The sequence below is a fragment of the Micromonospora sp. NPDC051925 genome, from assembly GCF_044548625.1.
In the GTDB taxonomy this organism is placed as follows: Bacteria; Actinomycetota; Actinomycetes; order Mycobacteriales; family Micromonosporaceae; genus Micromonospora.
The window spans coordinates 130097-153850 of the sequence record NZ_JBIUCH010000001.1; the positions used below are offsets into that span (position 1 = coordinate 130097).

The 23754-nt window shown below is 74.5% G+C and carries 17 protein-coding genes; 4 read left to right on the forward strand and 13 right to left on the reverse strand.

Translation table 11 applies throughout. From position 1 onward, the window contains the following. Positions 1-10: 10 nt before the first annotated feature. The 4 genes from ACIG87_RS00650 to ACIG87_RS00665 all read right to left on the reverse strand — a co-directional run bounded on the left by ACIG87_RS00650 (position 11) and on the right by ACIG87_RS00665 (position 3537). Entirely contained in the window at positions 11-1429 is a 1419-nt protein-coding gene (locus tag ACIG87_RS00650) for a TfuA-like protein (RefSeq protein ID WP_396846812.1), read from the reverse strand. Then, entirely contained in the window at positions 1426-2589 is a 1164-nt protein-coding gene (locus ACIG87_RS00655) for a YcaO-like family protein (protein ID WP_396846814.1), read from the reverse strand. The genes ACIG87_RS00650 and ACIG87_RS00655 overlap by 4 nt, the downstream gene beginning before the upstream one ends. 29 nt (positions 2590-2618) lie before the next feature. Continuing rightward, complete coding sequence (locus ACIG87_RS00660; RefSeq protein WP_396846816.1) at positions 2619-2993, reverse strand: hypothetical protein; 375 nt, start codon at positions 2991-2993, stop codon at positions 2619-2621. 181 nt (positions 2994-3174) lie between these two features. Then, positions 3175-3537 (reverse strand): hypothetical protein, encoded by a 363-nt coding sequence (locus ACIG87_RS00665; protein ID WP_396846818.1) that lies wholly within the window; start codon positions 3535-3537, stop codon positions 3175-3177. Positions 3538-3905: 368 nt separating this feature from the next. On the opposite strand from ACIG87_RS00665, the gene ACIG87_RS00670 reads away from it, so the two are divergent. Beyond that, positions 3906-4661 carry a MerR family transcriptional regulator gene (locus tag ACIG87_RS00670; RefSeq protein ID WP_396846819.1) on the forward strand — a complete coding sequence of 252 codons (756 nt, stop codon included), beginning with the start codon at positions 3906-3908 and terminating at the stop codon, positions 4659-4661. Here ACIG87_RS00670 and ACIG87_RS00675 read toward each other — a convergent pair. The 9 genes from ACIG87_RS00675 to ACIG87_RS00715 all read right to left on the reverse strand — a co-directional run bounded on the left by ACIG87_RS00675 (position 4607) and on the right by ACIG87_RS00715 (position 20649). Further along, positions 4607-7729, reverse strand: coding sequence for an ATP-binding cassette domain-containing protein (locus ACIG87_RS00675; RefSeq protein WP_396846821.1), 3123 nt, complete (start codon positions 7727-7729; stop codon positions 4607-4609). The genes ACIG87_RS00670 and ACIG87_RS00675 overlap by 55 nt on opposite strands. A 22-nt stretch (positions 7730-7751) precedes the next feature. After that, on the reverse strand, positions 7752-9932 hold the full coding sequence (locus tag ACIG87_RS00680; protein ID WP_396846823.1) for an NHLP family bacteriocin export ABC transporter peptidase/permease/ATPase subunit: 2181 nt from the start codon (positions 9930-9932) through the stop codon (positions 7752-7754). After that, positions 9929-10738, reverse strand: coding sequence for a hypothetical protein (locus ACIG87_RS00685; RefSeq protein ID WP_396846825.1), 810 nt, complete (start codon positions 10736-10738; stop codon positions 9929-9931). The genes ACIG87_RS00680 and ACIG87_RS00685 overlap by 4 nt, the downstream gene beginning before the upstream one ends. Next, a complete protein-coding gene (locus tag ACIG87_RS00690; RefSeq protein WP_396846826.1) occupies positions 10735-12192 on the reverse strand; it encodes a SagB family peptide dehydrogenase in 1458 nt (485 codons plus the stop codon). Before ACIG87_RS00690 ends, ACIG87_RS00685 begins: the two co-directional genes overlap by 4 nt. A gap of 75 nt (positions 12193-12267) precedes the next feature. Beyond that, the gene (locus ACIG87_RS00695; RefSeq protein ID WP_396846828.1) at positions 12268-14550 is read right to left on the reverse strand and encodes a TOMM precursor leader peptide-binding protein; all 2283 of its coding nucleotides are present in this window, start codon (positions 14548-14550) and stop codon (positions 12268-12270) included. A 186-nt stretch (positions 14551-14736) separates the two neighbouring features. Beyond that, positions 14737-15759, reverse strand: coding sequence for a hypothetical protein (locus ACIG87_RS00700; protein ID WP_396846830.1), 1023 nt, complete (start codon positions 15757-15759; stop codon positions 14737-14739). A 150-nt stretch (positions 15760-15909) separates the two neighbouring features. Then, the gene (locus ACIG87_RS00705; RefSeq protein ID WP_396846832.1) at positions 15910-18783 is read right to left on the reverse strand and encodes an ATP-binding protein; all 2874 of its coding nucleotides are present in this window, start codon (positions 18781-18783) and stop codon (positions 15910-15912) included. Positions 18784-19139: 356 nt separating this feature from the next. After that, entirely contained in the window at positions 19140-19700 is a 561-nt protein-coding gene (locus tag ACIG87_RS00710; protein WP_396846833.1) for a DUF305 domain-containing protein, read from the reverse strand. A 196-nt stretch (positions 19701-19896) separates the two neighbouring features. Beyond that, complete coding sequence (locus tag ACIG87_RS00715; RefSeq protein WP_396846835.1) at positions 19897-20649, reverse strand: lytic polysaccharide monooxygenase; 753 nt, start codon at positions 20647-20649, stop codon at positions 19897-19899. A gap of 266 nt (positions 20650-20915) precedes the next feature. On the opposite strand from ACIG87_RS00715, the gene ACIG87_RS00720 reads away from it, so the two are divergent. Genes ACIG87_RS00720 through ACIG87_RS00730 form a run of 3 tightly spaced genes read left to right on the forward strand, consistent with a single transcriptional unit; the run spans position 20916 to position 23658 of the window. Further along, entirely contained in the window at positions 20916-22073 is a 1158-nt protein-coding gene (locus ACIG87_RS00720) for a glycosyltransferase (protein WP_396846837.1), read from the forward strand. Then, the gene (locus ACIG87_RS00725; protein ID WP_396846839.1) at positions 22070-22798 is read left to right on the forward strand and encodes a polysaccharide deacetylase family protein; all 729 of its coding nucleotides are present in this window, start codon (positions 22070-22072) and stop codon (positions 22796-22798) included. The genes ACIG87_RS00720 and ACIG87_RS00725 overlap by 4 nt, the downstream gene beginning before the upstream one ends. After that, entirely contained in the window at positions 22795-23658 is an 864-nt protein-coding gene (locus tag ACIG87_RS00730) for a DMT family transporter (protein WP_396846841.1), read from the forward strand. Before ACIG87_RS00725 ends, ACIG87_RS00730 begins: the two co-directional genes overlap by 4 nt. The last annotated feature ends 96 nt before the right edge of the window (positions 23659-23754 follow it).

Sequence of the window (23754 nt, forward strand, 5' to 3'; positions counted from 1 at the left end):
CGACTCCTCCTCAGCCCACCCGGACCGGCGAACCGGCCCGGGACTCGTCGTTGACCGGCCCGTCGTGGGCCGCCGGCAGGTCCGGCACCGCCGGCAGTCGGGGCGGGCCGACTGCCTTGAGGTACGCGACCAGGGGTTCGGCGGCGTACCGGAACGACGCCAGGTCGACGAAGCCCCGGTCCCAGGCCGCCGCGGCCAGCCCTTCGGGCGGGCAGCCCCAGAGCGCGGCGAAGCAGCCGTCGACGACCTCGGTACGGAAGTGCAGCCGGCCGCCGGGACGCCGCGGGCCGGTCGTCCGCGGCAGCAGCGTCTCGTTGAGCGACATCGCGGTCGCGGCGACCTGCCGCGCGGCGGCCCGTAGCGCGGGACGGCGCAGCGGCTCGGCCACCATCCACAGGGCCAGGCTGCGGTACGGGGTGGTGCCGAAGGCCCGCACCAGCAACCGCAGCGCCGCCTCCCGGGGGGCGAGCCCCCGTTCGGCGTCGGTCAGCCAGTCCTGGCCGGTGGGGCCGGCGGAGAGCAGGCCCTGTTCCCGGGCCACCTCGGCGGCGCGGTCCTCGACGCCCGGGTCGGCGGGGTCGAGCTGCGCCACCCCGGCGAGGACGGCCCGCCGGTGCCGGGCGGGCGACTCGGGGTGCAGCAGCATCAGCACCGCCGCGACGTCCCGGTCGCTGACCCAGTGCCCGCCGACGGCCGTCCCGGCGTGCCGGGACCGCCAGCTCTCCAGGAACCGGGTGTGCAGGTTGTCGATCGGTTGGTCGTCCGGGCCGGCCGGACGCAGCTCGGCGGCGTCGGCAGCGGCCATCGACAGCAGCAGTCGCGCGTCGGCGCCCTTGGCGTCCCAGGGGTCACGCCGGTGCCAGGTCAGGAAGCGGTCCACCGTCGCGGCGTCGTCCGGCCCGACGGTGCGTTCCAGGGCCCGGTACGACCGGCGGCGGAACGGCAGGTCCCGGCAGAGTTGGAGCAGCCGGGCCGCCTCGGCGTCGTCGAGCACCCCGGCGGCGACCGCGCGACGCACCGCGATCCGGACGTTGACCAGCGGTTCGCTCAGGATGCGGTGGCCGTCCTCGGCGGGGCCGTGCACAACGGCCACCTCGTCGTCGCCGGTGACCACCCCGTCGCGGTAGAGCTGGTACACGTCACCGACGCCGCGCATCCCGAACGGCCACAGCTCGGCGGCGCGCAACGCGCCCATGCTGGCCGCCCCGGCGACGGTGACGCCCCGGGCCAGCAGGTCGAGGATCTCCCGGTGCCGCACCGGCGGGTGCTGGAGGAAGAACCCGTCGATGATCAGCACCCGGTCGCCGGGGCCGACGTCGAGCCGGAGCAGGTCGCCGTGGGCCACCGGCGGGTGGACCCGGGCGGCGGGCAGCAGCCGCTCGACCTGTCCCGCCGGGAGGCTGGGGCCGATGAAGACGACGTCGGTCACGACGGCACCCCCGGCCGGGTGCTCAGCGCCCGCTCGTCGAACATCCGCAGGCCGGGGGCGAAGACCTTGCTCACCGCGATGCCGATGTCGTCGTGGGTCAGGTCGACGGCGAACGGTTCGACACCGGTGCTGCGCTGCACCCGCAGGGCCAGCTCACGCAGCACCTCGGTGACGTCACCGGTCGGTGGCCGGTCGCCGCGTACCGGGCCGGCGGGGTGGTCGACGGTGGGCGGTCGCACCGGCGGCGCCGAGACGTCGTGGTACGCGGTGGCGTCGATGTCGTCGCGGGCGCCGGAGACCATCACCAGCCGGGACTGGGCGGCCTCGGACATGGCCCGGCCGACGGCGATCTCCGGGTCGACGTGGCAGCCGAAACCGCCGAAGGTGACCGGCAGGTCCGGCGACCAGATCGAGGCGGCGTAACAGGGCACCCCGATGGCGTTGGTGATGTCGCAGACCTCCACCCAGCAGCCGGCCCGCAGCAGCGCCTCGTGCACACCGCGGGTCATCGGGTTGGTGGCGGTGCCCGGGTCGGTGTACGTCCGATCGGCCAGCGCCGAGGTGCAGTACGGGGCGATGCAGTCCCGCTCGATCACCTCGAGCAGGGCGTGCAGGCTGGCCTCGGCGAAGGTGTTGCCGGTGGCCAGGCCGTTGCTGCTGGGATTGAACAGGGCGCGGGCCCAGCCCCGGCGGACGGTGAAGTCCAGCTCGATGGTGGCCCGGGGCACCAGGCAGGGCGTGCCGGTGACCAGCCCCCGGCCGGCCACCCAGTCGAGCACCACGGCCGAGGTCAGCGGCGAGCGTTCGGCCAGGTGCAGCCAGCGCACGTCGTACGGCAGGTCGAGCCTCTCGGCCGGGGACCGGGTGACGGTCCCCAGCCGGAGGTTCTCGGCGTGCCAGGACTCGATGCTCTCCATGACCGCGCTGACCCGCGACTGCGTCGGCGTGGCGCCGGTGCCGACGCTGACCGCCATGGTCGCCCCGACCGGCCGGTAGGCGACGTGCACCGGCAGGCCGATCTCGTCGAGGCGGGTGATGTCGGCGACCCGGGTGATCCGGAACCGGTCGAGCAGGGCGGCGACCCGCTCCCAGGTCTGCTCGACGGTGGCCGTCCGGTAGGTGCCGGCGCGGAACGCGATGGTCTCGGTCGTGGTGGGCATCGTGGCTCCCGACGGGGTGGTGGGAGGACTCAGAGGATGAGGACGGCGATGACGTTGACGTTGTTGTCGGCCGGGGCCTGGACGCCACCGGCCACCGTCTCCAGTTCGGCCTCGGTCAGCTCGTTGAGGTCGACCAGCGGCACCTCGGGCACGTGCAGGACGTGCCGTCCGGGGGTACCCGACCAGTCGGCGACGATCTCGTCCTTGGTGTAGAGGGTGGTGGGCTGGGCCCGGTCCACCTCGACCGTCGCGCCGGGGCTCACCGGCAGGCCGGCGGCGGTGGCGTAGCCGGTCGGGTCCGCCAGCAGCCGCTGGAGTTCATCGTCGCTGCGCCACACCGCGGTGACCAGCTCGGAGTATTTGGTGACGAATCTGGCGCCGAACTCCTGCTCTTCGTTGCTCATCGATCGCACCTTTCTTCGGGGTTCGCCGCGGAAATGGCGGTTAATTGGTGTGGCGAGAACGTTAAGAACATCGCTGCTCGACTATCAAGGATTGCGGTCGGCTGCCATCAGAAGCAGCCATGACGCTCCCCGGGCGGCAGACATCGGTGGCAGGTCCGCCGCGCGGACGGCGGCCCGCCGGTCAGGTGCAGCAGCAGGGGCAGCAGCAGGCGCAGCTGGAGTCCAGGCCGGCCACCACGCTGTCCAGCTCGTCCTCGGCCAGCTCCGTCTCGGCCACCGGCAGGAGTGCCGGCACGAAGAGCACGAAGGTGCCGGTGGTCGCCGCCTGCTGCCACGAACTGACCTGCACCTCCAGGTCCGGGGCGGCCTCGGCGACGTCCCGGACCACGCGGACCCGCACGTCCTCGGGCAGCCCGAGGCCGTACTCGGCGAGCAACGCCCGGGGGTCACGGTCCAACGCCCGCTCCCGCACCGGATCGGCCCACACGTCGGCGACCAACCGGCTGTAGGCGGCCACGAAGACCGCCCGATCGACAGGTGTCACAGTTCCTGCTCCCTTCGACGGCCGGGTCACGCCGGAGGCGCGGCGACGGCGGGGCGGTCCGGCGGACCCGGAGCACCCGATGTCGCTTCATCCTGGGTCAGCAGGACCGACCCCGGGATCGACCTGGGGGAATTTCATCGAATGTGGCCGCGAATGGGGCGGGAAACGGCGGAACTCGGGTAATGCGGAATAGTGGTGATCGTGCGATCACGGAGGATAATGGTTGACCGCCGCCGGAGACAAGTAGTGGTTCCCCTCCTGTCGTCCGTGGGTCTTCCGGTCATACGCTCGGCCCCGGGGAGCCCGCCGTCCGTCGCAACCGGCCGGCAGGTCGCCGTACCCCGTCCCCGACGCCTGCGGAGGCCACCGTGACCATCGACCGGGTGACGACCGGGCCGGCGACCGCCGGCACCGCGGTCGGCTACACCGTGGAGGAACTCGCCCGCAAGGTGGGAATGTCGGCGCGCAACATCCGCGCCCACCAGGCCCGCCGACTGCTGGCCCCACCGGTGCGCCGAGGTCGGGTCGCGCTCTACGACGACTCCCACGTCCGCCGGCTGGACGCCATCCTGACCCTGCAACGGCAGGGCTTCAACCTGGTCTCCATCGAGGCGATGCTCGGCGTCCGGGCCAGCGACGACACGCCCGACGGGCTGACCGCGATGCTGCAACGGCTGGCCACCGAGCGGCCCGCGCTGACCCACGCGCTCACCCGGCACGGGGTGATCGGGCGGGCCCCGGACGGGACGGTACGCACGGTGCGGCCCCGGCCGCTACGAGCCGCGCTGGACCTGCACCGGGTCCGGATGGGCACGGTGCCGGCGTTGCAGGCGCTCAGCGAGGTGCTCGACAGCGTCCGGCCCCTCGCCGACGAGTTGGTCGCGGCCGTCACCGCCCGGATGCTGGCCCTCGCCCCCGAACTGGGTGGCAACGGGTCCCGGCCGTCCTGGGCCGACGTCGACCGGGAGACGATCCTGCTGACCCAGGGTGTGGTCAACGTCCTCACCGAGGCCTTCCGGCTGGCGGTGGAGAACCAGGCCGAGGCGCACGTCGCCGACCTGCTGGAGAATCATCTCGGCGCGGAGTTGTCCGTCGAGGACGGCAGCCCCGTCGACAACGGCTGACCGGCGGGCGACGGCTGACCGGCGGGCGACGGCTGCCCCTCCGGCGACGGTGAACCCCCCGGCGCGGGTGGGCTCCCGCCCGGTGGCTGGCCGTCGGGCTCGGTGAGCAGTTGCCGTCGGGCCAGCCGGTGGAACAACCCGTCCGGCTGTTCCATCAGCTCGTCGTAGCTGCCCCGCTGCACGATGCGGCCCTGGTCGAGAACCACGATGACGTCCGCCGCGCGGACCGTGGACAGCCGGTGGGCGATCACCAGCCGGGTGGCCGCCAGCGCCGCCGTGCTCCGGGTCACCACCTCCTGGGTGCGGTTGTCCAACGCGCTTGTCGCCTCGTCGAAGAAGAGGATCCGGGGCCGGGGCGCCAACGCGCGGGCGATCAGCACCCGCTGCCGCTGCCCGACCGAGAGGGTGCCGCCGCCGAACGGCACCATCGTGCTCATACCCATCGGCAGCGCCTCCAGGTCGTCGGCGAGCCCCGCCATCCGGGCCGCCTCCCAGACCTCGTCCAGGGTGAACCCGCCCGCGCCGCAGATGTTGTCGCGTACCGAGCCGGCGAAGAGCTGGCCGTCCTGCAGGACCACCCCGCACTGCCGGCGGACCGCCTGCACGTCCAGTTCGGACAGGTCCTGACCGTCGTAGAGCACGGCGCCCTGCTGGGGGCGCTCGAAGCCCAGCAGCAGGCGCAGCAGGGTGGACTTGCCGCAGCCGCTGGGCCCCACCACGGCGACGAACTCGCCGGGCCGCACGTGCAGGTCGACGTCGACCAGCACCGGCGGGTCGTCCGGCTGGTAGGCGAAGGTGAGCCGGTGCAGGCTGATCCCGCCGCGCAGCTCCCCCGGGTCCACCCGGTCCGGCCGGGCCTCCGGCTCGGCCCGCAGGATGTCGCGCAGGCTGGCCAGCCGGGGCACCGCCGCGATCACCTCGACCCCGGCGGAGACCAGCACCAGCAGCGCGCCGAGCAGCATCGCGAAGCCGACGTTGAGCACGAAGAAGTCGGTCGGTGAGACCTGCCCGGCCAGCGGTCCCATCAGGACGCTGAAGAGCACCAGCTGACCGGCGACCGGCAGCACGGTGGCGAAGGCGATCAACCCGGCCTGACTCTGCCGGACCCTTTGCAGCGCCGCTCGGGCGGTGGCGGCCACCTCGGACCAGCGGGCGTGGGCGCGGGACTCCGCAGCGGCGAGCTTGAGCTTGACGATGCCGCCGAGCAGCTGGTTGGTCATCGCCGCCGCCCGGTGCTCGGCGGTCAGCGCGACCCGCTGCTGCCGCACGACGAGCAGCGCGAACACGGTGAAGGCCAGCCCGCTGACCCCGACGACACCCAACCCCCACAGGCCGAGCACCGGCTCGACGACCAGCAGCATGGCGGTGGTCGCCAGCGCGGTCGCCGCCGCGGTGAGCAGCTGCGGCAGCAGGGCGCTGAGCGCCTCACCGACGAAGGCGACGCCGAGCATCGAGTTGGCGATCTCGCCGCTGCTGCGCCGGCTGAAGAAGCGGGCCGGCAGCCGCATCAGCCGGTCCCACAGGGCCAGCTGCGCGCCGGACTGCATCCGGCCGTCCCACCGCAGCAGCAGCAGGTTCTGCGCGACCCCGAGCAGGCCGGCGACCACGGCCGCGCTGAGCATCAGGGCGAGGAACCCGGGCAGGCCGTCGACCTCGCCACGGCGGGCCAGTTGGCCGAGCACCGCGCCGGTGGCCACCGGCACGCCGAGGCCGAGCACCGCCACGCAGCCGGCGGTCAGCAGCAGGGTACGCACGTCGCGGGCCGCGCCGACCAGCCCGGCGCGCAGCAGGTGCCGCATCGAGGCGACGTGCGGCAGCGGGGCCTGGACCTGGGTGGCTGCGGCGGCCAGCCCGGCGGCGAAGGCCGGCTCGACCCGACGGTGGGCCCGGGTCTCCGGATCCACCCGGTGGTAGCGGCCCCGCCGGAACACCATCGGCACCGCCACCGGAGGCCCGCCGTCGTCCCCGCCCCGCCAGCCGATCAGCGGTCCCAGGTCACGCCGCCACCACCGGTCGGTCAGCCGGACGTCCCGCAGGAACAGGCTGGAGGCGCGGGCGACGGCGTGCACGGCGGCCCGCTCGTCGGCCGGCGCCCGACTGCGGTCGGCCGGTTCGTCGACGATGACGTCCCACCCGGCGGTGACCACCCGCAGCACCGCCGCGGCCGGGCCGAACAGGTCGAACTCGCTGGCCCGCTCCGGCACGGCCACCGCCTCCCCGGCGCCGATCACCCCGATCGAGCGGCGGGCCGCCGCGGCCAGCACGGCGGCGTCGGCCTGCCGGCGGCGTTCGACGGCGCTCAGCAGCGCCGCGTCGGCGTCGGCGATACGCGCCTCCACGGTGCGCAGCAGCCGGGCCACGTGCTGGTCCACCGCCGTCCGGAACTGGCCGGCGGCGAGCAGGTCGGCACTGGCCTGGCTCTCCACCACGCACGGCGAGTCGGCCACCACCCAGTCCCGGCCGGCGACCAGCAGCAGTTCCTGATCACCGGACGTCTCGCCGGGGCCACCGTCGTTGCGGCGCAGGTGGCCGCCGGCGGAGCGCAGCCACCACACCCCTCCGGTGGCGGTCAACGCGCTGCCCTGCGCCAGCGAGACGATCTCGCGGGCGGCCAGGGTGGACGCCTCCCGGGGCGCCTGACCCGGGCGCAGCGCGTCGGCGAGGGTGAGCAGCACCAGGTCGACGGCGGCGATCAGCTGCGCGGCGGCGGACCGGGCCCGCGCCCCCGCCGCGTCGGCCGGTCCCCGGTGCAGGCGTACGTGCCGTTGCAGCACCGACAGCTCGCGGGTGCCGAGGCCCCGCAGCTCGGTGCCGGGCAGCGGCACCAGGATCAGCTGCCAGGCGCCGATCGCGGTGGACGTCGGCACCAGCCCACCGGCGGGCAGCCGGGCCACGTGGAACCGGCGGGACGGGTGCAGCCCCGACCGTCGTACCGCGAACAGGTCGGCCTCACCGCCGGTGATCAGCCAACCGGCGTCCGGCCCGCCCAGCCGGCAGGTCCGGCGGACGGCGTCGCCGCAGAAGCCGATCAGACCGCCGGCCGGGGTGTCCGCTGCCGCACCGCTCATCGTCGTCTCCTCGGTGCTCGGTTCAGTGGTCCCGGACCAGCCGGGTGTACGCCCCGCCCAGGGCGACCAGCTCGTCGTGGGTGCCGCGTTCCACCTCCCGACCTGCGTCGAGCACGACGATCAGGTCGCAGTCGCGGACCGTCGACAGTCGGTGCGCGACGATCAGGCAGGTGGCGCCGCGTCGGCGCAGGTGCCTGTCGATCTGGCGTTCGGTCTCGGCGTCCAGTGCGCTGGTGGCCTCGTCGAGGACCAGCACCCGGGGATTGCGGACCAGCGCCCGGGCGATCTCCAACCGTTGCCGCTGGCCGCCGGAGAAGTTGCGACCCCCCTCGCGTACGGCGCTGGCCAGGCCACCCGGACGCGCGGTCACCTCGGCGTGCACGCAGGCGTCGGTGAGGGCGGCGTGCACGTCCTCGTCCGGCACGGTCAGGTCCCACATGGTGACGTTGTCGCGGACGGTGCCCTCGAACAGCCGCTGGTCCTGGTCGACCATGGCGACGGTGGCCGCCCAGAGCCCGTCGTCGACCGCCACCCGTTCGACGCCGTCCACGGTGACCCGGCCGGTCCACGGCCGGTACAGGCCGGCGACCAGCCGCCCGACGGTCGACTTGCCGCTGCCCGAGCGGCCCACCAGGGCGACCCGGGCACCGGGGGGCAGGTCGAGGGTGAACCCGGCCAGCAGTGGCTTGCCCAACGGGTGGTAGCCGAAGGTGACGTCCTCGATGCGCAGGTGCCCCTCCATCGGCGCGGCCGGGCGCGACGGCGCGACGTCGGCCGGCAACGGGTAACGCTCCACGTCACGCAGCCGGTTGAGGTCGGCGCTCATGTCCTGCAACCGGGAGCCCAGCGCGGTGAGGTTGCCCAGCGGGCGGTTCATCGCGGCGGCCAGGCCCTGCATGCCGACCAGCACCCCGACGCTCATCGCCTCGGTCACCACCCGGTCGCTGCCGAGGCCGAGCAGCACCGCCGTGGTCAGCGCGGCGAGGAACGCCGGCAGGACGGAGAGCACCGCGGTGGGCACCCCCAGCCGCTGTTGGCGACTGGCCACGGTGGCGTGACGGGCGGCGAACCGGGCGGCGGCGCGTTCCTCCTCCCCACCGGCCTTCACCGTCTCGATCATCTGCACCGTGGTGTAGACGGCGGTGACGAGCCTGCTGCGGTCGGCCTGCAACCCGGCCACCGCCACCGAACGGGTCGACGCGACGACCCGCAGCACGGTGACGTTCAGCCCGGCCAGGACCACCGCGCACAACCCGAGGACCAGGTCGTACTGGCACAGCAGCGCGCCGTACGCCAGCACCAGGGCGGTGTCGACGACCGTGGTGGCCGCCCGGCGGGTCAGCACGTCGGCGACCACGTCGTTGCCGCGTACCCGCTGGCTGAGGTCGGCGGCCTGCCGTTGGTCGAAGAAGGTCGGCGGCAGCCGCAGCAGATGTCGGAAGAAGCGGGCGGCGCTGGCCAGCGCCAGGGCGGTCTCCGCGCGGACGGTCAGCCGCTGCTGCAGCCAACTGGCCAGGAAGGTCAGCACGGTGGCCACCGCCACCGCGGCGACCAGACCGGCGAACGCGGCCCGGTCCTCCTGGAGCAGCACCCGGTCGACGAAGACCCGGGCCAGCACCGGGACGGTCAACCCGACCAGGGCGATCAGCAGGCCGAGCAGGAGCATCTGCACGATGGCCGAACCGGGGCCGCGCCAGCGTTCCGCCAGCGCCCGGACCATCCGGTAGCGGGCCCCGCCGGGCCGGAACTCCGGACCGGGGCGCATGGTGAGCACGATGCCGGTGAAGGCGCCGTCGAACTCCTCCCAGCTCACCGCCCGGGGGCCGGTGGCCGGATCGTTGATGAAGACCTTGCGGCCCAGCCCCTCCAGGACGACGAAGTGCTCGAAGCGCCAGAACAGCACCGCCGGCAGGGCCACCGTACGCAGGCCGGCCAGGTCCATCTGGAAGCCCTTGGCCTCCATCCCGTACCGGCGGGCGCCCTTGAGCACGGTGGCGGCGGTGGAGCCGTCCCGGCTGACCCCGCAGACCCGGCGCAGCTCCTCCAACGGCACGTGTCGGCCGTGGTGGCCGAGCAGGATGCCCAACGCGGCGGCCCCGCACTCCACCGCCTCCATCTGGATCAGGGTGGGGGTGCGGACCCGCCGTCGCCGGATCCGGGGCCGCTGCGGTGCCGGGATCGCCCCGGTCGTCGGCGCGCTCATCGCCGCAGCAACCAGTCGATCGGGTGTTCCCGGGCCACGGTGAACCAGGCGGTGACCTCGCTGGCCGAGTTGAGTTGGAACGGTGGTGGCGCCTTGGTCCAGCGCAGGCCGCCCGGGGCGGCCGGGTCGGGTTCCAGGGCCACGGTCACCCGTACCACGCTGCCGTGCGCCAGCAGCCGCCGGACGTCCTGGCCGGCGCCGAGGAAGGCGCGCAGCGACGCCTCGGTCTCCGGGAACGCGCCGACCGTGAGGACCCGCCCGGCCAGGGTGCCGAACACGTTGCGCGGCGCGGCGGCGGCGGCCACCTCGACGGGTACGCCCGGTTGCAGCAGCGGCGCGGCCACCGCAGGGGCGTAGACGACGGCCTGCAACGCGTCCCCGGCGGTGTCGAGCCGTTCCAGATCGGCCAGGTGGCTGCCGGGGGTGACGATCTCCCCCTCCGACACCAGCCAGGAGACCACGTACGCGTCGCCCGGCGCGGTCTCCACCAGGACCTTGCCCTCCACGGTACGGAGACTGTAGAGCGGGGTGCCCTTCGCGACCCGCTGGTGCGGGGCCGCCCAGACCTTGGTGACCTGACCGCTCTCCAGCGCGTCCAGGGCGGAGATGCCGTTGGAGTGGATCAGCACCCCGGCCGCCTCGACGGTCCGTGGCACCACCGTCCGCACCGACCAGATCCCGGCCACCACCACGGTGATCACCAACGCGGCGGTGCCCAGCCAGCTCGGCACGGTGGTCAGCCGGACCGCCCGGTCCAGCTGCTCGGGGGCCTCCAGCTGCTGCAACGCCTGCCGACGGAACTTCACGACCGGGCCGCCGTGCTCGGGGTGTCGCCGACCGAGCCGAGCAGGAAGTCGGCCACGCTCGGCTCGACCAACGGATCGAGGCCGGACAGTTCGGCGAAGGCGTGCGAGTCACCGGCGCCGAGGGCGCACGGGGCGAGCCCCATCGCGGTGGCGACGAGGTACATCTGGTGGGTCAGCACCCCGGCGTCCTTGAGGATCATGGCGTAGCTCATCCCTTCGTACTTCCACATCAGCCGCTGCACCCGGGCCGTGACCACCAGGACCAGCTGCGGTGGTCCGGTCATCGCGCCGGCCGCGCGGGCGTAGCCCAGCAGCCGGTCGGCGGCCGGCCCCCAACCGGCGACCGGCTCCAGCCGGTGCCCGGTGGAGTCGTAGTGGTACAGCCCCGGATCGAGGCCGGCGCAGCGGCGCACCAGCGGGTACAGCTCCAGTTCGTAGATCCCGCCGCCGCCGGGGTAGGGGCGGTGCCCCACCTGCTGCCCACCGGCCTCCCCGACCACCGTGGCGTGCTGGACCCGGTGCAGGAACTCGGCCAGCTGGTCCAGGGTGGGTGGGGCCGTGTCGTCGTGCCCGCGCACGCTGTGCCGGGCCGCGACGACCTGAGTGAACGACGGGTCGGCCTTGGCGATGGTGGCCAGGTCCGGCAGGGGCAGCTCGATCGCCCGCCCACCGTCGTGCGGGCGCGGCAGCGGCTGCGGGGGGAACCGGTCGCGCAACCGGTAGGTGCCACCGACCGGCAGGGCGTGCCGGCCCACCCGGGAACGGTGGTGCAGGCGCAGCTCCTCCGGCGACCAGTAGGCCAGCGGCGCGTCGTCCACCTCGGCGTCGAACTCCGCGGCGGTGACCAGGATCCGCGCGGTGACCAGCTCGTCGAGGACCCGACCGGCGACGTCGGAGTGCACCGCCAGGGTCCGGGCCACCGTCTCCGGGCCGATGCCCTGCACCGCCCCGGCCAGCACCGCGCCGAGCGCCACGTCGACGCAGCCGACGGCGAGGGTGCTCAGCGGCGACGTGGCGACCAGCATGCCGCGTTCGTGTTGCAGGGCGGCGAACCGGGAGAGCCGGTAGCGGACCCCGGGGACGTGTCGGCGGGTCTCCGGCAGGCTGCCCCGGCCCAACCCGGTCGGCAGCAGCTCCAACAGCGGCCGGTCGGCGACCTGGGCCCGCCGCTCCACCCAGGAGTGACCCAGCAGGCGGCGCAGCAACAGCTGCGCGGGAAGCACCCGGGTCTCCCCCTCCAGGCTGCTGACCAGCCGGCCCACCTCGACGTCGCTGACCCAGCCGGCACCCAGCCGCAGCAGCAGCGCCCGCCGGCTCATCCCGGGCTGCTCCAGGCGCAGCCGGAACCGCCCCTGGCGCAGGGTGGCCGCGCCGTCCTCGTCGAGCACCAGCTCCGCGTCGCGGCGCAGCCGGTACAGGTCCTGTACGGCCGGTCCGGTCAGGGCGGCGCTCACCGCGTCCGCCGGCCGGTGGCGCCCGCCACTGTGGTCATCGTCGACTCCCCTCGTCCGGCCGGGCCGGTGGCCCGGTCAGAAGAACACGTTCAGCGGGTTGGCCGACCGTTCGTCGCCGGCCAGCGGGGTACGGCCCAGCGCGGCCGGGACCTGCCACAGCCGGCCGGGGCCGAGCCGCCGCCAGAAGTGCCGCAGCCCCGGCACCACGACCTTCGCCACCGCCAGCTCGACGTCAGGTCGGGACTGGTCGACGACGATCACCTCCAGGCCGGCCCGCTCGGCACGGCGGACGCAGTCGCGGACGTCCTCGGCGACGTCGCCCGTGGTCAGCGGCGGGTGGTCGGCCAGCGTGCGGGCCGGCCGGGTCGGGTCCGGGGTCAGCCAAGGCTGGTCGGCGACCCGGACGGTGCCGAACCAGCGGGCGCTGTCCGGGTCGTCGACGCCGTAGCGCAGCCGACCGCCGGTGGGGCCGGGCACCGCCGGCAGGAACTGGTTGACCTCGGTCAGTGCCCGGGTCACCGCGACCCGCGCGTCGAGGTGCGCGCCGAAGCCGACCAGCACGTCCTCCAGGCCGTCGTCGACCCGTCGGGACACCGCGGCGAAGGCGGGTATCCCCAGGTCGGCGGTGAGGTCCAGGGCCCACAGCTCGCGGCCGAGCGCGGTGGCGTGGTGGTCGACGCAGGCGGTCGTCCACGGGTCGGCGAACGAGGCCAGGTCCACCCCGGGCAGCCGGGAGCGGTGGTACCACCACAGCGCCACGCTGTCGCGTTCGACGAGTTCGCAGAAGCCCTGCAGGATCGCCTCCGGTAGGTTGGCCCCGGCCGCGCAGCCGTTGGAGTCGGCCGAGCAGACCTTCAGCGTGGTCAACTCCGGGTGGCCGTACCAGCAGTGCGCGGCGGGCAGTTCCCGGGGGATGCCACGGGTGAGCGACCAGCCGGTGGTCCAGTCCAGTTCCAGGTCGTCGGGCAGTGGCCGGGGCACCCGGTGCAGGTGGCCCAGGTCCCGGTTGAGCCGGTCGGCGTCGGCGTACTGGCGGTCGGAGTAGAGCAGCAGGTCACGCAGGTGGACGGCGCGGTCCGGGCCGAGCTGCCGGTAGCTGGCCCGGTGCACCGGCCGGTCGCCGCGCCACACCCCGCACCAGCGTTCCATCGCCTCGCCGATCGCGCTGACCTTCGCCTGCGTGTCGGTGCGGCCCTTGCCGCCGCTCTGCCCACGCAGGTTGCGGCGCAACCCGGCGAGCTGCCGGGGCTGGGCGAAGTTGTGCCCGGCCGAGTAGGTGTGGGTGACGCCGTTGTCCACGGCCTCCAGGCTGGTCAGTCGGCTGACCACGCCGAGGTACCGGCTGACGTGGTGAGCCAGCATCCGGTACGTCTCGGCGGGGTCGCGGGTGCGGGAGCCGTCGGCCCGGGTGGGCAACGCGCCGGCCGGCGGCAGCTCGATCCGGGGGTCGGCCTTGCCGACCAGGTCCGGATCGCCACAGGCCGGGCACTGCGGTTGGCGGACCAGTTGGTGGCTCTCGGTGCTCAGGTCCCGGCTGTCCAGGGCGATCATCCGGCCGGTCAGTCGTGGTGAGCGACCCCGGGTGGCGAGCACCGCGAGGTCGGCGGCGAGCAGCCCGGCCACCGCCAGGGCCACCCCGGGGACGACCGCGCGGGCGGCGGACGGCGTCGCGCCGGACGGGTCCTGCCCGGTCAGGAACGCCGCCACCTGTTCGTTCTCCTGCCAACGCTGACGCAGGCAGGCCCAGCAGCCGGTCTCGCCGGGGACCAGGTGCGGGCCGATGAAGACCACGTTGCCGTGCGGCCGGAGCAGGGTCCAGGGTCGCCCGGCGGCCAGGTGGCGGTCGTTGAGGACGGCCAGCGCCGGGTCGAGCAGGGACGACGGGACGACGAGCACCGGATCCCGTCCGGTGGTCGGGTCCGCCTCGGGGGCGTCCGGTCGGGTCACCGTGACGGTGAGCCCCACCGTCCGCAACGCCTCCGCGGTCTCGAAGACGGTGGGGGCGCCGAGGTCGACGAGGGTGACCGTGCCGTACCGGGTCCAGTGCCGGCCGGCGGCCGGATCGACGCCCCGGGCGTCCCAGCCGGCGGCCTCGGCGACCGGGACGCCGGCCGGGCCGGAGACGAGCAGGCCGTGGCCACGCAGCCGGGCCAGCGCGGCGGCGACGGCGGTCACCGGGTGCCGGGCGGCCAGTCGGGCCACCACGTCGGCCAGCGGCGCGGTGCCGTCGAGGAGGTCGGCCAGGTCCGCGGCGACCGGGTCCTCGATGAGCAGGCTGCGGGTCTCGCCCAGGACCACGAGGTGGCCGTCGGGAAGCCGCACGGGTACGTGGTCGGAGCGGAAACGCGGACGCCACATGGGTTCCTCCCCGCGTCGGCGCGACACCGGGGATGTCCGGCGGGGCGTCGCCGACGATCACGGCTGCTGTCATCGTCACCGTCGACCGGCCCGATCAGGACCGATGGCACCGGTTTCAGCCGTCGGTGCCGACGGCCCGCCTCCGCGCCGCCCCGGTCGGGCCGGTGGCGGCGCGCCAGGAGGCGGTCAGCCGGTGGTGACGGTCAGTGCGGTGTCGTTGAGACCGAGCACCGAGGTGCCGGTGGTCTGCGCCGGGACGAGCAGCAGGAACGTCTCGACCCGGGTGACCCGGATGCGTTTGCCGCTGACCGGGGCGCGCTTGCCGGTGGAGATCATGTCGGGACTCTGCGGGACCATCTGCACCGTGGCCGGCCCGCCGGGCGCCGGGCTGAGGGTGTCGGTGGCGTACACGGTCAGGAAGGTCAGCGTCCCCTCGGGTACGGCGACCGCGCAGTCCGCCCAGTCCGCCCGGTCCAGGGTGCGTTCGACGCGGGCCCCGGCACCGGCGAGTTGCTGCTGGTAGACCTCCCAACCGCCGGCGAACTGACCGTCGAGCAGCGGGCTCGACGCGACCAGTGACCGGTTGCCGGCGCTCGCCCCGGTGGTGCGGGCGAACAGTTCGGCGGCGAGGACCCGCCGGCTCGTCTCGTCCACGGCGGTGCCCCCGGCGGTGGCCGGTCGACCGGCGATGCCCCGGGCGGTGACCAGGGCGGGCTGGGTGACCTGGACGTTGTGGCTGAGCTTCCACCGGCCGTCGGCGTCCCGGACGAACTGGCTCACGTCGGTGGGGGCGAGCTCCGCCCCGGTCAGCCGGAGGGTGGCGGTGGCCAGGAAACAGGACGGCTCACCCGGCGGTACGGCGAAAGCCGGGTTGACGTGCTGGAATGCCGGTTGTGGACGCTGGTTGTACTCGGCCCGGCGGATCGCGGCGATGCTGACGTCCAGCGACGGCGACACCTCCTGGGTGCGCAGGGTCTGCACGTCACCGGCGACGGACGCGGCCGAGTCGGCCTGGTCGAAGGCGGTCAGCACGAGCGCGGCCCGGTCCGCGTCGAACGCGGCGGCGGACGGGGCGGTGGCCGGGGCGGCGGCGTCCACCGGTTGGTTGCCGCAGCCGGCCAGGGCGAGCAGGGTCAGCACGAGCGCGACGGCGGGTCCGGTCGGCGCCGTACGGGCGGGCGGCTTCCGGACGGATCGTGTGCCCACCATGTCGTTCTCCGTCCGTCGCCGGGTCGCGGGAATCGCGCCGGATGGATCGAGTATGTGAGCGGTCGATGGACGGTGCCGGATGCGGTGCGGCCTCGTGGTGTGGCACCCGGCGGCGGTGCACGCGACGGTGTCATCCGCACCGGGAACCGGTCACCGATCGGTGTCATCGAAGCGGGACACCCAGGCGACCAGACCGGACCGGGACTCCACCCCCGCCTTGCGGTAGATCCGGGTCAGGTGCGCCTCCACGGTGCGGGGGCTGATGTTGAGCTGACGTCCGATCAGGCGGTTGGTGACGCCGGTGGTGGCCAGCCGGGCGATGTGCCACTCCCGGTCGGTCAGTGCCGTCTCGGCGAGCGCCCGGACCGGTCGGGCCAGCCGCAGGCCGACCCGTTCGGTCCCGCAGCGCACGGCCAGTTCCAGCGCCCGGCGGCGGGCTCGCGCAGCGGCGCCGGTCTGGTCCACCGCCTCGGACGCCCTTGCGATCGAGACCAGGGCGAGGCTGTGCCGCAACGTCATCCCCGTGGCCCGGAACCGGTCCGCCGCGGTGCGCAGGTACGGCATGGCCGCCTCCACCTCGCCCCGGGCGAGCAGCACCTCCCCGTACGCCGACTCGGCGAACGCATGCTGCCCGGACAGGCCGACCAGATCGGCGGCGGCCAGCGCGGCCCGGGCCTGCCGCTCCGCCTCGGACAGCTCCCCGCCGGCGAGTGCGGCGACGCAGAGCAGTTCGTGCCACATCGGACGCAGCGAAGCCTGCAGGCGGGTCAGCCTGTCGTCACCACCGGCGTCGGTGAGCATCTCCCCGCAGGTGGCCGGGTCTCCGGCGAGCAGTGTCGCGGTGGCCAGCGCGGTCGCCGCGGTACGCCCGGACCAGCTGTCCAGGTCGGTGGCGAGTTCCACCGCGCTGCGCGCCAGGGCCACCGCCCGCTCGTCGTCGCGGGGGCCGCCCCGCCAGGCGGTGGCCTGCGCCTCGAAGGCGAGCGCGAAGCTGAGCAGGGAGCGGCTGCCGATCCGACGGGCGACGATCCCGGCCTCGGTGGTCAGCCCGATCACCGTGCCGAGCTGACCCCGGTGGTAGGCCACCTGGCTGCGGCCGAGCAGCAGCTGGCAGAGCCCGTCGTCGCGGTGGGCGTCGCGAACCAGGGCGATCCCCCGGTCCAGATGCCGGGTGGCGTCGGCGTGCCGTTCCACGAACAGCTCGGCCAGCCCGAGCGCCAGCAGGCAGTCGGGGTGGTCGCGCAGGTCCCGGTCGGGTAGCGCGTCGACGATCGGCGCGCTGGTGGCGAGCAGGTCACAGGCGATGTCCACCGCGCCGTCGTGGGCGGCGGCGAGTCCGCGTACCGCGAGCAGGCCGGCCCGGTCGATGCCGCTGGCGTCGCCGTCGGGCGCTCCGCCGGGCATCGGCGAGGGGTGGCCGGACAGGATGCCGACCGCGCCGAGCTCGGTGGCGAGCTGGTACGCCCCGACGGTCGGCGTGCCGATCAGCTCGCGGCGGCTGATCGCGGCGGCCTCCGCGTAGTTGCCGAGCAGTCGCTCCACCCGTACCCACTGGGCGACGGCGCCGGCCCGGCGGCCGGTCGGGTCGACGGGCAGTTCGGGGACGACCTCCCGCAGCAGCGTCCGGCTCTCGGCGAGATTCCCCGCCTCCCCGGTGATCCGGGCCAGCAACAGGGTGACGTCGTGACGGCTTTCCGGGGAGCCGGCCGGCGGTCGCAACGCGCGCAACGCCGTCCGCAGCCAGCGGATGGCCAGGTCCGGGGCGTCGCGGCGAATCTCCTGGGCGGCCTGACAGAGCACGTCGACGTGGGGGCCGACCGGCCGGTCGTGGGGCAGGGTGAGCAGACGTTCGACCTGTGCCACCCGCTCGGCCGGGGGCGCACCCCGTGCGATGAGCGCGGTCAGCGCCCGATGGTGGGCCTCGACCTGCCAGGCCGGGTCGGTGTCCTGGGCGACCGCGGAGCGTAGCACCGGGTGCCGGAAGGTGAACCGCGCCGTTTCGGGGACGACCCGCAGCAGGTCGCGGCGGACCAGCTGCCATGCGGCCTCGTTGGCCAACTGCGCCGGCACCTGGGCCACCTCGGCGAGCAGGTCCACCGCGCAGGGCGTGTCGAACACCGCCGCAGCACGCAGGCACAGCGATTCGACCGGCGGTAGGCCGGCCCACTCGGCGCGCAACGTGGCGACCGCCCGGTCGGTGAGCCGGGGCGGGCCGGTCGACGGGGCGTCCCGGTCGACACCGACCGGTTCGACACCGGCCAGCGCGGTGAGATAGCCGGGGTTGCCGGCGGCCCGGTGGTGGCGCTCGTCCAGTTCGGCCGGGCCGGCCTGCGGGTACAGCTCGACGGTCTCGGCGAGGCTGAGCGGCCCGAGCTCGATCCGGTCCCGAGACCGGCCTCCTGGGACGCCGGTGTCGGGTGGGCCGAAGGGCATCGCGGTGGCCATCTGTCGAGGCCGGTAGACCAGGATCAGCAGCAGCGGCGCGGGCACCGGGTAGCGCAGCAGGTGGGTGACGAGCCCGGTGGAGGAGGCGTCGGCCCAGTGCAGGTCGTCCAGGACGAGAGCCAGCCCGTCCCGGGCGGCCAGGGCGAGCAGCCGGCGGGCCAGTTGGTAGGTGCGGAACAGGCGCACGTCGACCGGGCCGGCATCGCGGGGCACCAGCGCGCCGTCGGGTTCGGCCCCGCCGGCGGGTGGGCGTTGCGGGCCGGAGCGGGGTGGACGGGGGGCGCCGAAGGCGTGCCGGAAGACGTGGAAGGGTATGCCCCGCTCGGCCTCCACACAGGTGCCGACGACCCGGGGCAGGGTCGGGGCGCAGCGGTCCAACGCGGTGTGGACCAGGCGGGTCTTGCCGATTCCCGGATCGCCGACCACCTCGCACACCACCTGCGTACCGGTGTGCGCGCTCTCCGCGTGTGCGGCGCAGATTCGCGCGACCTCCGGTCGCCGCCCGACGAATGGTGAACCGGACAGCGTATTTCTCAGCCCAGCTGCCATCACGCAGATCACGTGCTTTCCCTGCGACACTCCAATGAGGATTGACGGGACTATACCGGGACCGGGGAGCACGAGGAACATCGATGCCGTGGGGGTAGCCGAACGACTCGTCCCGCTGGCCGTACGGGTGGCGGTATCGGCCGTTTCCGGTATGACGACGGCCTTGGAAACCGATTCCGCCGGCAGTTCGACCCCGCCGGTCGGCAACGACGCCGGATCTGTCGTGGCCCCGGCGGCTCGTCGGAAATCGAGCTTTTCGCGCCGTTTTTCGGGCCGGGGATTTGTGGTGTCGGAAGGTCGACGGACCATTCGTCGGGCCGTCCCGCGCTGCCGCCTCCCGGGCCGGCGGACCCCGGGTCGGGTCCGCCGGCCGGTGGGCGCGGCGGTCAGGGCATGGTCCGGGCAACCGGCAGCGCGGTGAGCAGTCGGATCTGCGCGGTACGGGACTCGTCGATGCGCCGGGCCAGGTCGCGGACGGCCGGGGAGACCGCCAGCGCCCGGTGGGCCCGGGCCAGTTCCGCAGCCTGCCGTTGCTGGGGCACCAGCACCGCCACCAGGACGGCGTCGTAACCGGAAGCCGGGGTGCCCCGCAGCCGGGACACCGGGTCGGCTGCGCCGGTCGGGTCGGGATGGTGGTCGTGTCGGTGCCCGCCGGCATCCGGGCCGGCGGCACGGATCCACTCACGGGCCTGGGCGACCTCGTCGGTCTCGGTCGCGTCGACGGCCGCGACGAGGGTACGCAGCCGTGGTTCCCGGACCCGCTCCGGCGCCGCCCGGACGATGGCCAGGGTCCGTTCCTGGTGGGCCGTCATCGCGTGCAGGAACGTCAGGTCGAGCCCGCCGATCGCGGTCGGCGGACCCGACCCGGTCGACGACGACGGCGCGGGGGTGGCCGGGCGCGCGGCGGGCGCGCACCCGGCGAGCAGCAGGGTCGCCGCGACAGCCACGACGGTCAGGTGCCGTACCGCGACGGCCAGCCGCCGCGCGGCACCCTCCCGCCTCGGGAACGGTCGGGGCGTGGACGGTCGGGGCGTGGGCCGCGACCGGCTGACGGTCGACGCCCGCCCACCCGCCCGTCGAGGTCCAGGAACAGCTGTTGGCGGCACGGCGGGTGGCCGACGGACGGACACGGGTCGGCTCCGGTCAGACCTGGGTCCACAGGGCGGGCACGTAGGGCGGTTCCCAGCCGGGGAGGGCGGTGTGCGCCTGCCGGCACCGGTAGCCCACCCCCTGGTAGGTGACCAGGTCGCCGACCTGGTAACTGTGGCCTGCGGTCCAGGTACCGCCGACGGTAGGTGAGCCGGTAGGGGCCGGCGGGGTGGTCGGGGGCGGGGTGGCGGTGCGGGTCGGCGTCGGGGTGGGGCTCGGGGTCGGGGTGGGGCCACCGCCGCCGATCTGCACGTCCACGCAGGAGTAGAAGGCGTTCGCCGTGTCGGAGATGTTCCAGACGGCGAGGATCTTCTGCCGGCCGGAGAAGCCGCCGAGGCTGATGGTGTGCGAGACGGTGGCCTCGGGTTGCCGGCCGCCCCCGTCGACGACACCGACCCGGGTGCCGCCGATGAAGTACTCCCAGTTGCTGGTGGCGTGCCGGGCGGTGTTCACCCAGGTGAAGGTGACCGTGCTGCCGACCGAGGTGGCCGGCCACCCCCGGTTGTCGTCGTCGAGGACGGCGAACTGGCTGATCCCGGCGCTGCAACTGCGCAGCCCCTTCGGGCCTTCGACGCTCTGCGGCTCGTACCGGATCTGGCCGCAGTCGGGCACCTTCCCCTGGGCGCAGAGGGCCTGGCGGCTGGGTGGGGCGGAGACGTAGCCGTGGGCCTGGGCGGGCGCGGCAAGGCCCAGGGAGGTGACGACGGCACCTGTGGCCACCAGGGGGACGGTGAGGGTTCGACGCATGGGGACACTCCTCGGAGTGGGTCGGCGTCCCACGGAGGGTGGCCACCGGGTGACCCCACCGCGCGGGCCGGATCGACCTCGGACGATTGCCTCCACGGTAAATTAAAGTTTGTTAACAGTAAATACACCGCACCTTCTCTTCTCCCCGGGCCGGCCTGGTGAGCGCGGGACGGCACCGGTCACGGCGCGCATCGGCCTGATTCCGGGGACTGTGCCGATTCCGGGCGGGTATGCGCGCTCGTATGGAGTGCCGAGGACGGATAGTCGTGATCTCGGCGGACGTCGGCGCCGGCCATGACACCGCTGCCGGCGAGCTGGCGCACCGCCTACGGGAACGCGGCTTCACGGTGGACCGGCTGAACCTGCTGGACGTCCTGCCGCGGCCGCTGCGCTGGGTGTTCCGGGAGGCGTACCGGGACATGCTGCGGTGCCTCCCCCGGGGCTACGACCTCCTGTTCGCCCTGACCGCCCGGTCCCGGTTGTCCGTTTCGGTGATCCGTGGTCTGCTCCGTCCCCTCCGACGCCGGATGGGCCGGGCGATCCCACCGGACACCGTCGCCGTCGTGACCACCTACCCGTTCGCCAACCAGCTCCTCGGGCCGCTGCGCCGGCAGGGACGGCTGGTCGTCCCGGTCGTCAGCTACGTCACGGACTTCGTGCTCCACCCGACCTGGCTGAGCCCCGGAGTGGACCGGTACTACGCGCTCCGGCATGCCGAGGTGCCACCGGCCGACGCCACCGGCGGGGTGGAGGTCACGACGGTGCAGCCGTTGGTGTCGCGCGCCTTCGGCGGATCACACCGGATCGGCCGAAGGCAGGCCCGACGACGGTTCGGCCTGCCCGAGCGGGACCGGCTGGCGCTGATCGTCGCCGGAGCGTGGGGGGCCGGGGAGGTCGAGACCACGGTGGCGGAGGTCGACGCGACCGGCTGGGCCCGTCCGGTGGTGGTCTGCGGGCGCAACACCGCGCTGTACGACCGGCTACGGCAGGACTGGGAACACGTGTTCGGCTGGGTCGACGACATGCCGACCCTGATGCGCGCGGTGGACGTCGTGGTGGAGAACGCGGGCGGCCTGACCTGCCAGGAGGCGCTCTCCGCCGGGGTACCGGTGGTGACCTACCGGCCGATTCCCGGACACGGGCGGGCGAACGCCTCGATCCTCGCGCGGGCCGGTCTGACCCGGCGGGTGTCGTCGGCGGAGCAGCTACGCCCAGCGCTGATGGAGACGACCACGCAGTGGGACCGCTCCCCCTCCATACCGCCCGGCCGGGTCGAGGTGGCCGGGCTGGTCGCGGAGGTGGCCGCCGTACCGGGCCGCGCGCACGCGTACGACCGACGTCGCCGAAGCACCCCGCTCGATGCGCTGGGGGACGCCGTGGCCGTGGTCGCGGCGCTGCTCCAGTCGTCCAGCGACCGCCGGTGAGACACCGGGCGACGATACGGCTGGCCACCGGGCTGGCCCTGCTCGGCGGCCTGCACCTGGCCCCGGCGGTCACCGCCGTGCCGGCCCTGCGGGGGCATCTCCTGCACCGGCTCGACGGAGTGGGCCCACCGGACCGGATCGCGCTGACCTTCGACGACGGCCCGGACCCGCAGTCCACGCCCCGTTTCCTGGAGGTGCTGGCCGCACACCGGGTGCGGGCCACATTCTTCCTGTTGGGCTCGATGCTGCGGCGCTCCCCCGAGCTCGGGCGGCAGATCGTCACCGCCGGGCACGAGGTCGCGCTGCACGGCTGGGAACACCGGAACCTGCTGCTGCGGGGTCCGCTGGCCACCGGCCGGGACCTCGCCGCCGGGCGGGCGCTGATCACCACCGTGACCGGGCAGACCCCCCGATTCTTCCGTCCACCGTACGGGGTGTTGACCGGGTCGGCGCTGCTCGCCGCCCGGCGGCTGGGCCTGCGGCCGGTGCTCTGGACCTGCTGGGGTCGGGACTGGACCCGGTCGTCGGACGCGGCGTCGGTGCTCGCCGAGGTCCGTGCCGGACTCGGCGGCGGTGGCACGGTCCTGCTGCACGACTCCTCCTGCGCGGCGGCGCCCGGCGCATGGCGGGCCGGCCTCGACGCGCTGCCCCACCTGATCGACGAGTGTCGTCGGCGGGGCTGGACGATGGGCCCCCTCGGCACCCACCTGGACGGCGCAGGATGATCGTCTCGGTGCTGGCCGCGCTCGTCGCGGCGTTCGCCTTCGCCCTGTCCACCACGCTGCACCAGCGGGCCGCGAAGCGGCAGCAGCGGCGTCAGGCCCTGGACCCCCGGCTGCTGCTGCGGCTGCTGCGGACCCGGCTCTGGCAGCTCGGCTGGGTTCCGGACGTCGTCGGGGTGACCGCCCAGGCCCTGGCCCTGCGGTACGGCCCGCTCACCCTCGTGCAGCCGCTGCTGGCCAGTGGACTCTTCATGGCCATCCTGATCGAGGCCGGCTGGACCCGGCAGCCGGTGCACCGGCGGGACCTGGCCGCCACGCTGGTGGGCACCGTCGGGCTGGTCACCTTCCTGGCCACCACCGACCCCCGGGCCGGCGTGACCGACCCGAGCGCCCAGGCGTGGTGGTGGGTCGCCGCCGCAGCCGGCGCGACGGTCGCCGGCTGCCTGCTCGTCGCCCGGCACGTCGGCGACGCGGCCCGGGGCACCCTGCTCGGTGTCGCCGCCGGGGTCCTCTACGGGGTGAGCGCCGCGCTGCTCAAGTCGGTGGCGGCCCGGTGGCACGGCGACCCGGTCGCGCTGGCCCTCGATCCGCGGCTGTGGGCGCTGGCGGTGGTCGGCCTGCTCGGCGTACAGGTGAACCAGGTCGCATTCCAGCACGGTCGGCTCGCCGCCCCACTGGTCGCGTTGACCCTGACCGAGCCGGTCACCGGGGTGCTCGTCGGGGCGACCGCGTTCCGGGAAACCCTGTCACTGAGCGGGATCCGGCTGCCCCTCGTCGTCGGCTCCGTCGTCGCCCTCGTGGTGGGTGTCCGGCTCGGCTCGTCCCGGGTCGAACGGGACAGGGCGACCGACCGCCGCCGGTGAGAACCGACACGCGGCACGGGCGGCCTCCGGATCACCGAACACGGCGGGGGTGACCGGCGAGCGCGAGGAGCACCCCCGCCGGCTGGCGCGTCGCGT